Origin of the sequence: Methylobacterium sp. J-026 (genome assembly GCF_022829585.1) — a bacterium.
Taxonomy (GTDB): Bacteria; Pseudomonadota; Alphaproteobacteria; order Rhizobiales; family Beijerinckiaceae; genus Methylobacterium.
Window position 1 is genome coordinate 48,363 of sequence record NZ_JAKSYC010000069.1, and the last position, 13,872, is coordinate 62,234.

At 73.6% G+C, this 13,872-nt stretch carries 11 protein-coding genes; 4 read left to right on the plus strand and 7 right to left on the minus strand.

The genetic code is table 11. The annotated features are described in order from the left end of the window. Positions 1-22: 22 nt before the first annotated feature. The 7 genes from MKK69_RS07115 to crtD form a co-directional block, all read right to left on the minus strand. The gene (locus MKK69_RS07115; RefSeq protein ID WP_243967173.1) at positions 23-901 is read right to left on the minus strand and encodes a hypothetical protein; all 879 of its coding nucleotides are present in this window, start codon (positions 899-901) and stop codon (positions 23-25) included. Further along, positions 901-2,742, minus strand: coding sequence for an ABC transporter ATP-binding protein (locus MKK69_RS07120; protein WP_243967057.1), 1,842 nt, complete (start codon positions 2,740-2,742; stop codon positions 901-903). Before MKK69_RS07120 ends, MKK69_RS07115 begins: the two co-directional genes overlap by 1 nt. Then, on the minus strand, positions 2,739-4,691 hold the full coding sequence (locus tag MKK69_RS07125; protein WP_243967058.1) for a glycosyltransferase: 1,953 nt from the start codon (positions 4,689-4,691) through the stop codon (positions 2,739-2,741). The genes MKK69_RS07120 and MKK69_RS07125 overlap by 4 nt, the downstream gene beginning before the upstream one ends. Further along, the gene (locus MKK69_RS07130; RefSeq protein ID WP_243967060.1) at positions 4,679-5,959 is read right to left on the minus strand and encodes a glycosyltransferase; all 1,281 of its coding nucleotides are present in this window, start codon (positions 5,957-5,959) and stop codon (positions 4,679-4,681) included. The genes MKK69_RS07125 and MKK69_RS07130 overlap by 13 nt, the downstream gene beginning before the upstream one ends. Then, complete coding sequence (locus MKK69_RS07135) at positions 5,956-7,194, minus strand: glycosyltransferase family protein (RefSeq protein ID WP_243967061.1); 1,239 nt, start codon at positions 7,192-7,194, stop codon at positions 5,956-5,958. The genes MKK69_RS07130 and MKK69_RS07135 overlap by 4 nt, the downstream gene beginning before the upstream one ends. A gap of 114 nt (positions 7,195-7,308) precedes the next feature. Next, on the minus strand, positions 7,309-8,172 hold the full coding sequence (locus MKK69_RS07140; protein ID WP_243967062.1) for a carotenoid 1,2-hydratase: 864 nt from the start codon (positions 8,170-8,172) through the stop codon (positions 7,309-7,311). Further along, positions 8,169-9,704, minus strand: a complete 1,536-nt coding sequence (gene crtD / locus MKK69_RS07145; RefSeq protein WP_243967063.1) for a 1-hydroxycarotenoid 3,4-desaturase CrtD — start codon at positions 9,702-9,704, stop codon at positions 8,169-8,171. Before crtD ends, MKK69_RS07140 begins: the two co-directional genes overlap by 4 nt. A 107-nt stretch (positions 9,705-9,811) precedes the next feature. Here crtD and MKK69_RS07150 point away from each other — a divergent pair, with 107 nt between their 5' ends. From MKK69_RS07150 to MKK69_RS07165, 4 genes are all read left to right on the plus strand, one after another. Next, the gene (locus MKK69_RS07150; protein ID WP_243967064.1) at positions 9,812-10,681 is read left to right on the plus strand and encodes a polyprenyl synthetase family protein; all 870 of its coding nucleotides are present in this window, start codon (positions 9,812-9,814) and stop codon (positions 10,679-10,681) included. Beyond that, a complete protein-coding gene (locus MKK69_RS07155) occupies positions 10,678-11,838 on the plus strand; it encodes an acetylserotonin O-methyltransferase (RefSeq protein ID WP_243967175.1) in 1,161 nt (386 codons plus the stop codon). Before MKK69_RS07150 ends, MKK69_RS07155 begins: the two co-directional genes overlap by 4 nt. A 93-nt stretch (positions 11,839-11,931) precedes the next feature. Continuing rightward, a complete protein-coding gene (gene bchC / locus MKK69_RS07160) occupies positions 11,932-12,870 on the plus strand; it encodes a chlorophyll synthesis pathway protein BchC (protein ID WP_243967065.1) in 939 nt (312 codons plus the stop codon). Continuing rightward, complete coding sequence (locus MKK69_RS07165; protein ID WP_243967066.1) at positions 12,867-13,871, plus strand: chlorophyllide a reductase iron protein subunit X; 1,005 nt, start codon at positions 12,867-12,869, stop codon at positions 13,869-13,871. Before bchC ends, MKK69_RS07165 begins: the two co-directional genes overlap by 4 nt. Position 13,872 lies beyond the last annotated feature (1 nt).

Sequence of the window (13,872 nt, forward strand, 5' to 3'; positions counted from 1 at the left end):
CCGGCGCCGGTCCCGACCTCGCTCACGACCCGCCTCCCGACACAGGATGCAGGCCCACATAGGTCAGCCGCGCGGGGGAATAGCCGGTGGCCCGGTGCAGGTCGTCGAAGGCGTGCGACCGCTGGATCAGCCCGGACGCCTGCCGCACCAGCGCATCGTCGGCCGGCTGCTCGAACTGGCGGCCGTTGCGGGTCCAGCGGATCGGCTCCGGGCTGTGCGCGGGACCGGTAATCATCGCGATGGTCGGATGCGCGGGTCCGCCATGGGCGTGGATGCGGTGGCCGGCCGCGTCGTCGTCGAACAGCAGACGGGTCAGGCCCCGGGCATGCGCCTCCACGACGCGCCGGCCCTGCGCCACGTGATCGTCGAAGAACGCCACCGTGGCGGCCGGATCGAGCATCGACCAATCGGCCGTCGACCAGTCGGCGGTGCTGTAGCGGGCGCGGGCGTCGCGGTACTGGAGGCCCGACAGGTCGGGGTCGTGGCAGAAGATCGCCGCCCGCGGACAGGCCTGCCGGATCACCCACGTGGTCAGCCCGCGGAACACCCCCGATTCGATCACGCAATCCGGCTTGAGCGCCCGCATCGCCACGTAGAGCTGCAACGCGCCGTTGAAGCCGCTGCCGCCCCGCCGCTGCCGCACGGGGGCGGTCGGGATCAGCGACCAGAACGCCCGGACCTGTTCGAGCACGTCGCCGTCCGGCACGAGGCCGGCGGCCGCGAGGTCGCGTTCCAGGATGGCCGCTGCGGACTCGAGCAGCGTCGCGACCTCGCGCGGCGAGGTCGGCCGGTGGCTCCAATCGGGGGCGGCGGGAACGAGGTCGTAGCCCAACCGGTCGAACAGCGGCGACAGCACCTTCCGGCGCAGGCGTTCCAGCAGGACGGGCGGCCGCGGCTGGATCATGCGGCCACGGCCTCGGCGGCACCGCCGAACCGGACCCGGTGCCCGGGCTCGATCGCCCGCATCGTGCCGGCCTCGTCGGGGTCGAGCCGGTACGGCGCCTCCCAGCGGGACGGGTCGTTCCGGTCGGTGGCCACGGCCGCGAAATCGAGGGGGTGATCCAGGCTCGGATCGGGCACGGCGGCCAGGAGCGCCCGCGTATAGGGATGGACCGGCCGACGGAACAGGGCGGCCCGGGGGGCCTCCTCGACGATCCGGCCCCGGCACATCACGCTGATCGTATCCGCCATGTAGTCGATCACCGCCAGGTTGTGGGACACGATGAGGAAGGACAGGCCGAGGGCCGATTGGAGGTCCTTGAGCAGGTTCAGGATCTGCGCCTGCACCGATACGTCCAGGGCCGAGACCGGCTCGTCGAGCACCAGGAGGCGCGGGTTCGGGGCGAGCGCCCGGGCGATGCCGATGCGCTGGCGCTGGCCGCCCGAGAAGGCATGCGGGTAACGGCCGAGGCCGCCCGGTTCGAGGCCGACCATGGCCATCAGGGCCCGGCAGCGCGCCCGCCGCTCGCCGGCCGGGACGCCGTGGATCTCCATCGGCTCCGACAGGATCTGGCGCACGGTCATGCGCGGGTCGAGGGAGGCGTAGGGATCCTGGAACACGAACTGCACATTGCGCCGGTAGGCGAACAGGGCGTCGCCGGACAGGCCGTGCACGTCCCGCGGGCCGCCGCCGTCGTCGAACAGGATCCGGCCCGAATCCGGGGCGAGCGCCCGCATAATCATCTTCGAGACCGTGGTCTTGCCGGAGCCCGATTCGCCGACGAGGCCCAACGTCCGCCCGGCCGCGAGGCTCAGGGACACATCGGAGACGGCGTGGACGAGCCGGGGTTTCTGCCACAGGCGGCCGGAGCGCAGGGTGAAGGTCTTGCTCACGCCCTCGACCTGGAGCAGCGGGCCGGCCAGCGGCGCGGGCGCCCGCGCCGGCGGGATCTCCGCCTGGGCCGGGCGGATCGGCGTCAGCCGCTCGCCCGGGGCCATGTCGAACCGGGGCACCGCGTGAAGCAGGGCCCTCAGATAAGCGTGGCCGGGGGCGCGCATCACCGTGTCGCGCGGCCCGGATTCCACGAGGCGGCCGCGGTAGAGCACCGCCACGTCGTGCGCCATGTTGGCGACGACGCCGAGATCATGGGTGATCAGCAGGATCGCCATCCCGCTCTCCTCCTGGAGCCGGGCCAGCAGCGCCAGGATCTGGGCCTGGGTGGTCACGTCGAGCGCCGTGGTCGGCTCGTCGGCGACCACCAGGGCCGGCTTCAGGATCAGCGCCATGGCGATCATGGCGCGCTGGCGCAGGCCCCCCGACAGCTCGAACGGGTAGGTCCGCAGCGCCCGGCGCGGATCCGGGAAGCCGACGCGGGCCAGGGCCTCCTCCGTGCGCGCATCGGATTCCCGTCGGCCGGCACCGGTGTGGATGCGCAGGGCCTCCCCGACCTGATCGCCGATCGTATGGAGCGGCGACAGGCAGGTCATCGGCTCCTGGAAGATCATCGCGATGCGCTGGCCGCGGATCGCCCGCATCGCCGAGCCCTCGGCGGGCAGTTGCGCGATGTCGATCTCCGAGGACCCGTCGCGCAGCAAGATCTGGCCGCGGGTGATGGCGGCGGAGGGCGGCAGGATCCGCAGGATCGCCTGCGCGGTCACCGACTTGCCGGACCCCGACTCCCCGACGAGCGCCAGCGTGCGCCCGCGGTTCACATCGAGGGACAGGCCGTGCAGCGCCTCGAACGGCGTCGGTTCCGTGCGGAACGCGACCGCGAGATCGCGTATGGACAAGAGTGCGCTCAACCAGTCCTCACGATCTGGAGGCCCGGATGATGGGGTGCCGCGCCGCCCCTGTCCATCGCGCTACGGTCGAACAGACGCCGCGGATCCGGGACACGCACCGCCGGATGTCCGAGGAGGACGGCCAGCAGATCCTCGACGAAGCGCCAGACGGCCGCATCCTGGACGAGATGGTGGGTGAGCAGGCCGATCGGCCGGTCCGGCACCCGCGTGATGTCGTCCGCGAGCGCGCGCAGCATCGCTTCCGGCTCGCGCAGGGAGCGCGTGCCGCGCCAGTCGATCGGGTCCAAGGTGGCGTCGATCCGGCGCAGGCCGGGGATCGGCGGTCCCGGGACGGCCGACAGGCCGCGATAGCCGAGCTCCGGCAGGAGCGCGGCGAGCGCCGGGGCGAGGCGGTTCCACGGCGGCACGAAAACCGGCAGCAGGATCGATTCCGATATGCGTTCCCGGGCGATCCGCAGACCCGCGGCGGCGTCCGCACGCAGGTCGCTCAGGGGCCGGTCGGCGCCGAACTCCGCGGGCTTGGCGCCGGGCGGGGCGTGATTCCGGTGCGCGAGGCCATGGACCGCGACGCGCATCTCGGGCGCCATTTCGAGGCGTCGTGCCAGCGCGGCATCGATGCCGTCCGGGATGGCGGCGAGCAGGATCGGCGTGCCGCGGGTCTGTGCCAGCCCGATCAACCGGTCGAGCGCCGGTGTCGCCGTCACCGCGTCGTCGTCGCGCCACAGGAAAGGCACCGACAGGCCGCGCCCGGCGATCGCGTCGAGGGCTCGGCGCAGGGCCTGAAAGCCGGGGCTTGCCGGTCGGGTCTGATGGCGCGCCCCGCGTCGGCCGGCATGGAGCGTCGCCACGATCTCGACCGTGCGCCGGGCCCCGCCGAGGTCGATCCCGTGGGGTCCGGGCGGGGGTGCCGCACGCTGCGCCTCCACCGCCCGGAGCAGCGTATCGGCGCTCAGTTCCGCCTCCGGCAGGACCCGGGCGAGGCCCCGGGCGGCGAGGCGCTCGGCACGCAGCCGCTGCTCCGTCTCGCCGCCGGCCTCGAACGGCACCAGCACCGCGGGCGTCCCGGCCGCCAGCAGATCCGTGGCGGTGTTGTAGCCGCATTGGCTCACCGAGACCGCGGCCCCGGCCAGCAGGGTCCGGTAATCGGTCCGGGCGCGGCCCAGGACGCCCTCCGGCAGGCCGCGGGCGAGCGCCGACAGGGCCGCCTCCGGCACGCCGTGTCCCGCCAGGATCCGCCAGCCGAGCTCCGGCCGCCGGCGGCCCGCCTCGGCGGCGGCGCGCAGCAGGACCAGCCCGGCCGGCCCGGACCCGGCGGCGACCAGCACGCCGGCGCGCGCGCCACCGACGGCGGAACGGGTCCCCTCATCCACGTAGCCGGTGTAGCGGAGCTTTCCCGGGGTTTCGGCATCGAGCGGCCAGGAGGCGTCGAGGGGCGCGAGCGCCGGATCGCCGTGGACCAGCACGGCATCGTAGAAGGCGGCAACCCGGGCATGGGCCTGGGCGATCCGCTCCGGCTTTGCGGAGGCGACCAGGATGTCGCGCACCGAGGCGAGCACGAGCGGGCGCGGCACGCTCGCATGCGCGGCCTCGACGAGGGCCAGGAACTCAGCCGCCAGGGCCCTGCGGCCGAAGGGGAACAGCTCGGTCACGACGGCGTCCGGCGCGAAGGTCCCGACCGTCTCGACCATCACGGCGCGGCGGCGCGCCAGCCACACCGCATCCGCCGGCGCCCCATCCGGCTTGAGCAGCGTCGAGAAATCCGTGCCGGCGATCTTGAGCGGCGGCAGCTGGACGAGACGGACGCCGTCGAGGCGCACCATCGGGGCCGGCACCCCGCCGGAGATCAGCATCGCCTCGTGGCCGGCATCCGCGAAGGCCCGGGCGAGGGCCGCGGCGCGGGTCAGGTGCCCGGCGCCGAGCAGGTGCGTGACGGCGATCAGGACGCGCACGCGGTGACCTCCGTCGCGGTCGGAAGCGTGGGTGTCGCGAGGCCTGCCGAAGCCCGCAGCCGCTCCGCGATCAGTGACACCGCCGCCGCCTCGGAGAAGTCTGTCACGAGCCGGGCCCGCGCCGCCGCGCCGAGGCGGCCTCTCCGATGCGGATCCCGGGCCAGGCGGATCAGGGCCGCCCGCAGCGCCGCCGGATCGCCGGGCCGGACGAGGAGTCCCTGGACGCCGTCGGCGATGAATTCCGGCGTCCCCGCGAAGGCGGTCGCGAGGATCGGCAGGGCCTGGCTCGCGGCCTCCATCAGCACGTTCGGCAAGCCGTCGCGGTCGCCGTCGGGGCCGGGCTTGGTCGGCAGCACGAACAGGTCTGCCGCGCGCATGGCCGCGATGACGTCGGGTTGCGCCAGGGCGCCCCGGAACGTCACCCGCCCGGCGAGGCCCCGGTCGCGGACCCGCGCCTCCAGGGATTGGCGCAACGCGCCGCCGCCGATCAGGTCGAGGGTCCAATGCAGGGTGGCGGGCAGGGAGGCGAGGGCGTCGATCAGGTCGTCGTGCCCCTTCTTGGCCACGAGCCGCCCCACGCAGAGGAACCGGAGCGGTGCGGCCGGATCGGTGCCGTCGCGCGCCTCCCGGGGCGGAGGCGGTGCCGGGAAACGGCCGAGGTCGAGCCCGTGATAGGCGAGGCGCGTCCGGCCCGGAGCGAGGCGGTCGAGCCGCCCCTGGCCGTCGCGGGTGCAGGCTACGCCCCAGCGCGCGTCATTCAGTTTCTCGGTCAGCTCCCAGTCCGGCGTCGTCCAGATGTCCTTGGCGTGGGCCGAAAAACTCCAGCCGCGTCCGGTCAGCAGGGCGGCGTAGCGGGCGACGCTGGCGGGCGTGTGCAGGAAATGCACGTGGATGTGGGCGATTTCGGCGGGCAGTTCCCGGGCGAGCACCAGGGCCTGCCCGAGGCGGCGCAGGCGCGAGAGCGTCCGGTCGCGCCGGAGATCGCGGGCAAACAGCGCGAGCAGCGCGCCGAACCGCGGCCGCCGCAACGCCGCCAGGAGGCCCCGGAGCACCCGCAGCGGCGCCGTGTGCAGGTATTCCGGCAGATAGGTGACCGGGGCGCGGATCTGCGCGTGCATCGGATGGCGCGCCCGGTCGGTCGGCCGGCGCAGGGACCAGATCTCCAGGGGCAGGCCGCGCTGCTCCAGCGCCAGGATCTCCTGGGCGATGAAGGTCTCGGACAGCCGCGGATAGCCCTTCAGCACCACGGCGATCCGCCTGTGCGTCACGAGTAGGCCCGCACGCGCGGGCGGCCGATGCCGGACCCGGCGAGCGCCCGGACCCGGCGGGCGACCGCGTCGAGACCGCCGAGCAGGCCCGGGATCAGGACCCGCGACGGCTCGGTCTGGTCCGGCAGAGCCCGGAGTGCGGCGGCCATGCGGTCCGGCGCCCGGCCCTCCGCCTCCATCAGGACCCGGACCAAGCCCAACCGCTCCGCCGCCAGAGCGCGGATCGCCTGTTCCCGGCGCGGCTCGGTGCGGGGGACCAGGATCGCCCGGCGATCGAAGGACAGGATCTCGCAGAAGGTGTTGTAGCCGCCCATCGCCACGACGCCGGCCGCCTTGCGCATCAGGAATTCGATCTCGCTGTCGAAGGTGATCGCGGCGATCTTCCCGGACAGCGCCCGGATGCGCGCGTCGAACCCGTCGCGCGTCGCGGCGTCGAGGAACGGCCCGAAGGCGACGAGGGCGGGCAGCGGGATGCCGGGATCAGCCTCGTAGGCGGCGATGACCCAGTCGATCAGGGAGGCGCCGTCGCCGCCGCCGCCCGCGGTGACCAGGATGAACGGGCCGCTCGCCATGGCGGGCTCCTCGCGGCCGGGGCGCCGCTCCGGGAGGTCGCGGCGCAGATAGCCCGTGAAGATCAGCCGGGCGGCGATCCGCGCGGTCAGCGCCGGGTCCATCGGCAGCGCCGCCAGGGGCTCGTGGATACGGCTGAGCCCGTAGACCCAGATCTCGTCGTAGAAGCGCGCCATGGTCTCGACGGCACCCTTGCGCTCCCACTCGGGCACGAGGCGGTCGGCCTCATCGAGCACGTCGCGCAGGCCGAGGACCAGGCGGATGCCACGGGCAGCGGCCCATGCCAGGGTCGGCAGCAGCTCGCCGTGGAACCCGGCGGGCTCCTTGTCGACGATGATCATGTCGGGATCGAAGGTCTCGCAGCTGCGGGCGATCACCTCTGAGCGAAGGGCCACGGTCCGGGCCAGGGGGACGGCCGCATCGAGGCTGCTGTATTCCCCATCCGCGGATTTGGTCACCGGGGGCAGCCGGACCGTCCGCACCCCGGGGGCGAAGGCGAAGCGGTCGATCACCGGCGAACCCGAGACGATCATCGCCTTGGCCCGGCCGTCGCACGCGACGATGGCGTTGGCGATGGCCCGCGAGCGGCGCAGGTGCCCCAGCCCGAACGTATCGTGGCTGTAGATGAGAACGCGCGGACCGATTGACGCCTCGTCGACTCGCATGCCGGTGACCGCCTCGGTTGACGGCGCGAGGATCGCAGCCGCCGCCCTCTCGCACAAGCGGGGTCACCGGGTAAACACTGAGCGGCCCGCCCGGCGGCGGCACGGCAGCCCTCCCTACCGGACCACCGGCGGCCGCGGCATGCGGAAGGGCAGCATCAGCTGCACCAGCGGGTTCCGGAAGCGATCCAGCGACAGGCTCTCGTGCATCGCCCGGACCGGCTCGCCGCAGAGCGTCGAGGCGAGCAGCGAGCGGGCGTAGAAGGGCGTGTTCTCGTAGGTGGCGAGAACCCGCGCGCGGCCGTCGTCGCTGCGGGTCTCCCGGCCCACCCGCCAGAGGCGGGTCGCCGGCAGGGCGGCGGCGACCGGCGGGCGGATCTCACGGCGGCTGCCGTCCCGGGCGAAGCGCAGCGACAGGTTCTGGCCGCCGCCCTCCCGGTGATGCACGTCGTAGAGGATCGCGGCGCCGTCCGGCAGGTCGGCGCGGCACCAGGTCCAGCGGGAGAACGCCGCCTCCAGCGCCTCGTCGCCGTCATTGGTGTCAAAGTAGGCGCTCCCGCTCCAGCGCAGGCCAGGCTGCGCGAAATCGACTTCGACGCGGGAGGAGGGCGCCATCGGCCACCAGCGGTGGCGTCCGGCCCGGTCCAGGTGGAACGGGCCGGCGGTGAAGCCCGGCGGCTCCAGCCGGACGGTGCCGCGCAGGGCGAAGGGCAGGGGCGCACCGCGCTCGTCGATGCGGATCGTCAGCGCCGTGCCGTCCCAGTGCATGGCGCTCGGGCCGATGGCGATATGGTCGGCGTCCCGCGACAGGCTGTGGCCCCGGCGCTCCGTCATGGCGAAGCGGCTGCGCGCGCCGTAGAGGACCACGTTCATGGCGCAATGGGCGAACGGATCCCGCTCGGCGCTCCAGGCATAGTAGGGCGAGAACACGCTGCCGATGAACGCGATGATCGTGAGGCCCTGACGGCCGTCGTCGCTCACCGCATCGACGTACCACCACGCGTAGCCGCCCTGGGCGACCGGGCCGTCGAAGCGAGGTCGTCCAGGATCGCCGCCGCGGCCAGCCGGCCCGACTGCGCCGCCATCGGCACGCCGGGGCCCGGATGGACCGAGCCCCCCGCCAGGTAGAGGCCCGGCACCGCCGTCCGGGCGCCGGCCCGTTTGAACGTCGCCGCCCAGCCCTGTGCCGCCCGGCCGTAGAGCGCGCCCCCCGTCCCGGGAAACAAGGCCTCGAACGCCGCCGGCGTCGTCACCGCCGGGGCCGACGCCGCGTCCAGGCTCAGCCCGCAGGCCTCCAGCCGGCGGTACAGGGTCCGCGTGCATGTCTCGATCTCCGGCGGCGTGAGCGGGCGGTCCCGGCCATCCGCCGGGGCGTTGACGAGCAGGAGCAGCCGCTCCGGTCCGGCGGAAACGGTGCCGGACTCGGTCCTGTCCTGGGCGCAGATGTAGACGGTCGGGTCGTCGGGCAGGCGCCGGTCGCGCAGGATCGCGTCGAACTCGGCGCGGTAGTCCCGCGAGAAGAACACGGAATGGTGGGCCAGGGGGAAGCCCGTGGGCACCGCCGTGGTGCAGAGGGTCACGGCCGAGAGCGAGCGCTCGGCGGGCGCCAGCCGCGCGCCGGCCGCGGCCGCGTCCGGCCCGAGCAGCCCGGCCCCCAGGGCGGCGCAATCGGCGTTGCAGACGATGCGGTCGGTAGCGATCCGCTCGCCGCCCGCGAGCACGATCCCGGCGACCCGGCCGCGCTCGACGACGATCCGCTCCACATGGGCGCCGTAGCGGAATGCCGCGCCCCGCGCGGCGGCGAGATCCGCCACCGCCCGCGCCAGGGCGCTCAAACCCCCCGCCACGGTCCAGACCCCCGCCTGCTCCACATGGGCGACGAGCATCAGGGTCGCCGGCGCGCTGAACGGCGAGGCGCCGCAATAGGTGGCGTAGCGTCCGAACAGCTGCAGCAGCCGCGGATCGCGGAAGAAGCTGCCCAATGCCGACCACAGGGTGGCGAAGGGCTGGATCCGCCAGAGATCGCCGAGCCCGGACAGCCCGACCCGCTGCGCGAGGCCCGCCGGGCTGGTCCGCCCGTCGCGGATGAACGGCCCCTCCAGCGTGCGGTAGACCTCCGCCGAGCGGGCGCAGAACCGCCGGTAGCCCTCGGCCTCCCGGGGACCCGCGAAGGCGTCGACGGAGGCCGCCGAGGCCTCGATATCGGCGAACAGATCGAGCCGTTCCGTGCGGCTCCAGGCGTGCCGGGCGAGGAGATCCGCCCGCGTCAGCACAACCCGGTCTTCGAGGTGCGCGCCGCATTCGGCGAAGAGTTCCTCGAACACCCAGCGCATGGTGAAGACGGTCGGCCCGGCCTCGACCGCCCGGTCTCCGACCGGAACGCTGCGCATCTTTCCGCCGGGACGCGCGGCCCGTTCCAGGACGGTGACGTCGAGGCCGGCCTGCGCCAGCCGGAGGGCGGCGGCCAAGCCGCCGATCCCGGCCCCGATCACGACGACGCGTTCCTGCGCCACGTTCGCCCCGCTCTGCACCCCGGGAGGGATTGATCTCCCGCCACCGGAGTGTCAATAAGAAATGACACCTGTCGCTGACAAGCCAACACCACACAGGAGGCAACGCGATGGAGTCGGGCCGGCGGATCGAGATGGCGCTGGATCGCGCCGTAGCCTACGCGGAGGCGCCGGGCGCGCCCCCCCTGTTGGCGGAGGCGTTGCGCTACGCCGTCTTCCCGGGCGGGCACCGGATCCGCCCGCGCCTGTGCCTGTCGGTGGCCCGCGCCTGCGGCGACGACGATCCCGCCGGGTCCGAAGCGGCGGCGGCGGCGATCGAATTGCTCCACTGCGCCTCCCTGGTCCACGACGACCTGCCCTGTTTCGACGACGCGCCGATGCGGCGCCAGAAACCCTCGGTCCACGTGGCCTTCGGCGAACCGATCGCCGTGCTGACCGGCGACGCGCTGATCGTCCTCGCCTTCGAGACCCTGGCCCGGGCCGCGGGCCCCTATCAGGGACGGCTGGTCCGCCTGGTGGGGCTGCTCGGCCGGGCCGCGGGCTCGCCGTCCGGCATCGCGGCGGGACAGGCCTGGGAATCCGAGGCCCATGTGAGCCTCAGCGACTATCAGCAGGCCAAGACCGGGGCCCTGTTCGCCGCCGCCACGGCGGCCGGGGCGGCCGCGGCCGGCGCAGAGCCGGAACCGTGGCGGCGCCTCGGGGAATGCCTCGGGGAGGCCTATCAGGTCGCCGACGACCTGCGTGACATCGCCTGCCGTCAGGAGGAGATCGGGAAGCCGGCGGGGCGCGATGCCACGCTCGGGCGCCCCAACGCGGCGGCTCTGCTCGGGACCGGCGGCGCGCTGGACCGCCTGTCGCGCCTGACCCGGGAGGCGGTGGCGGCGATCCCGGCCTGTCCCGGCGCGGCCGCACTCACCGCCGAGATCGAGGCGCAGGCGCGGCTGTTCCTGCCCGCGCGCCTGCGCGCGGTCGCGGCCTGAGCGCCGGCTCGCTCCCGGGGTCCGGTGCCGCGGCGCCGGTCCCGACGGCCCTGCGCGACCGGTGGCTCGCGTGGCGCAATCGTCTGGTGGCGAGCCCGCGGTTCCAGCGGTGGGCAGCGGGCTTCCCGCTGACCCGGGGCATCGCCCGCCGGAATACCCGGGCGCTGTTCGATCTCTGCGCCGGCTTCGTCTACGCACAGGTGCTCGCCGCCTGCATCCGGCTCGACCTGTTCGCCATCCTGGCGGCGGGCCCATTGACCGTGGACGCCCTGGCGTCGCGCCTCGACCTGCCGCCGGAGAACGCCCGGCGCCTGCTGCGGGCGGCTGAATCCCTCGCGCTGCTGCGGTCCCTCCCCGGAGACCGGTTCGGGCTCGCCGATCTGGGCGCGGCCCTGGTCGGTAACCCCGGGATCGGCGCCATGGTCGCGCATCACGCGCTGCTCTATACCGACCTCGCCGATCCGGTGGCGCTCCTGCGCGGGCAGGCGCCGCCGACGCGCCTCTCCGGCTACTGGCCCTACGCCACCGGCGCGGAGGGGGATGCGCAGACGGTCGCCCCCTATGGCGGCCTGATGGGCGCCTCGCAGGCGCTCATCTCGGAGGATGTGCTCGACGCCTGCGACCTGTCCCGGATCCGGCACCTGATGGATGTCGGCGGTGGCGAGGGGGCCTTCCTGGAGGCCGTCGCGGCCCGCCATGCCGGGCCGCGACTCACCCTGTTCGACCTGCCCGCCGTCGCCGAACGGGCCGCGGCGCGCCTGTCACGGGCGGGCCTGTCCGAGCGGATCGCCTGCCGCGGCGGCGACTTCCACGCCGATCTGCCGGCGGGCGCCGACGCCATCACGCTGGTGCGCGTGGTCCACGACCATGACGACGGCCCGGCGCAGGCCCTGCTCGCGGCGGCCCACCGCGCTCTGGCGCCCGGCGGGCTGCTGCTGCTGGCCGAGCCGATGGCCGGCACGCCCGGCGCCGAGCCGGTCGGGGACGCCTATTTCGGCTTCTACCTCCTGGCGATGGGATCCGGACGCCCGCGCCGCCGCGAGGAGCTCCACACCATGCTGACGGCCGCCGGTTTCACCGCCGTCCGCGAGCGGCCGACGCGGCGTCCGCTGCTCACCCGCGTGCTCGTCGCCCAAAAAACGGGCCCGCTTGCGTAAGAATGACTTGACGCTTTGATGTGTCTATCTAGGATGACACTTAGCGGCTCCGATCGGCGAGAGTCGCGTCACACAGGGCGGAATCTCCCAGCCATGGACGCTCTCGCCGTCATCCTCGAAGGACCGGAGCGCCTCGCCATCCAGCATCTTCCGCTGACCCCTCCCGGCGAGGCCGACGCGGTCGTCGCCGTGGCCTGGAGCGGGATCAGCACCGGGACCGAGCGCCTGCTCTGGTTGGGCCGGATGCCGCCGTTCCCGGGCATGGGCTATCCCCTGGTGCCGGGCTACGAGTCGGTGGGCACAGTCGTGGAGGCCGATGCCGCCGGTGCGGTCCGGGTCGGCCAGACCGTCTACGTCCCGGGGGCGCGCTGCTTCGGCCCCGTGCGCGGCCTGTTCGGCGGCGCCGCCTCCCATCTCGTGGCGCCGGCCGCGCGTCTCGTCGCGGTCGATGCGGCGCTGGGCGACCGTGCCTGCCTGCTCGCCCTGGCGGCAACCGCCTACCGGGCGCTGGGCGGAATCCGTCCCGGCGCGACCCCGCTGATCGTCGGGCACGGGGTGCTCGGGCGGCTGCTCGCCCGCCTGACCCTGGTGGCCGGCGCGGAGCCCACCGTGTGGGAGACGGACCTGACCCGCATCGCGGGGGACCACGGCTACCCGGTGGTGACGCCCCAGGCGGATCCGCGGCGCGACTATGCGGTCGTCACAGATGTGAGCGGCGATGCCTCCGGGCTGGACGCGCTGATCGCCCGCCTCGCCCCCGGCGGCGAGATCGTACTGGCCGGCTTCTACGAGGCGCCGCTCAGCTTCACCTTCCCCCCCGCCTTCATGCGGGAGGCCCGGATCCGGATCTCCGCCGAGTTCCGCCCCGAGGATCTCGCCGCCGTGACGGCGCTGATCGAGGGCGGCCGGCTCAATCTCGACGGGCTGATCACGCACCGCACCCCGGCCGCTCGGGCCGAGGACGCCTATCGCACAGCCTTCGCCGATCCCGCCTGCCTGAAGATGATTCTCGACTGGAGGGACGCCGCGTGAACGTTCAGCTCAACAAAGCCGCCCTCAGCCAGGCCACCCAGCTCCGCGCCGAAGCGGCGATCGAGCCGGACGCGGTCCCGACCGCCCCGGTGAAGAAGGAGACGCAGATCATCGCGATCTACGGCAAGGGCGGCATCGGCAAGTCGTTCACCCTGGCCAATCTCAGCTACATGATGGCCCAGCAGGGCAAGAAGGTCCTGCTGATCGGCTGCGACCCGAAGAGCGACACCACCTCGCTGCTGTTCGGCGGCAAGGCCTGCCCGACCATCATCGAGACCTCGACCCGGAAGAAGCTCGCCGGCGAGGCGGTGGCGATCGGCGACGTCTGCTTCAAGCGCGACGGCGTCTACGCCATGGAACTCGGCGGCCCGGAAGTCGGACGCGGCTGCGGCGGCCGCGGCATCATCCACGGCTTCGAGCTGCTGGAGAAGCTGGGCTTCCACGATTGGGGCTTCGACTTCGTCCTGCTGGACTTCCTCGGCGACGTGGTCTGCGGCGGCTTCGGCCTGCCGATCGCCCGGGACATGTGCCAGAAGGTCATCGTCGTCGGCTCGAACGACCTGCAATCCCTTTACGTCGCCAACAACGTCTGCTCGGCGGTGGAGTATTTCCGCAAGCTCGGCGGCAATGTCGGGGTCGGCGGCCTGGTGATCAACAAGGACGACGGCACCGGCGAGGCCCAGGCCTTCGCGGACGCCGCCGGCATCCCGGTCCTGGCCTCGATCCCGGCCGACGACGACATCCGCCGCAAGAGCGCGAATTACGAGATCATCGGCCGGCCGGAGAGCCGCTGGGGCTCGCTGTTCTCCGACCTCGCCGCCAACGTCGCCGACGCCGCGCCGCACCGGCCAACGCCGCTGACACAGGACGGGCTGCTCGGCCTGTTCTCCAGCGACGTGACCGGCCGCGACGTGGTGCTGGTCCCGGCGACCCACGAGGACATGTGCGGCGTCGCCCACGTGACCAAGCCGTCCCTCGAAGTCGTCTACGACGAGGTTTGAG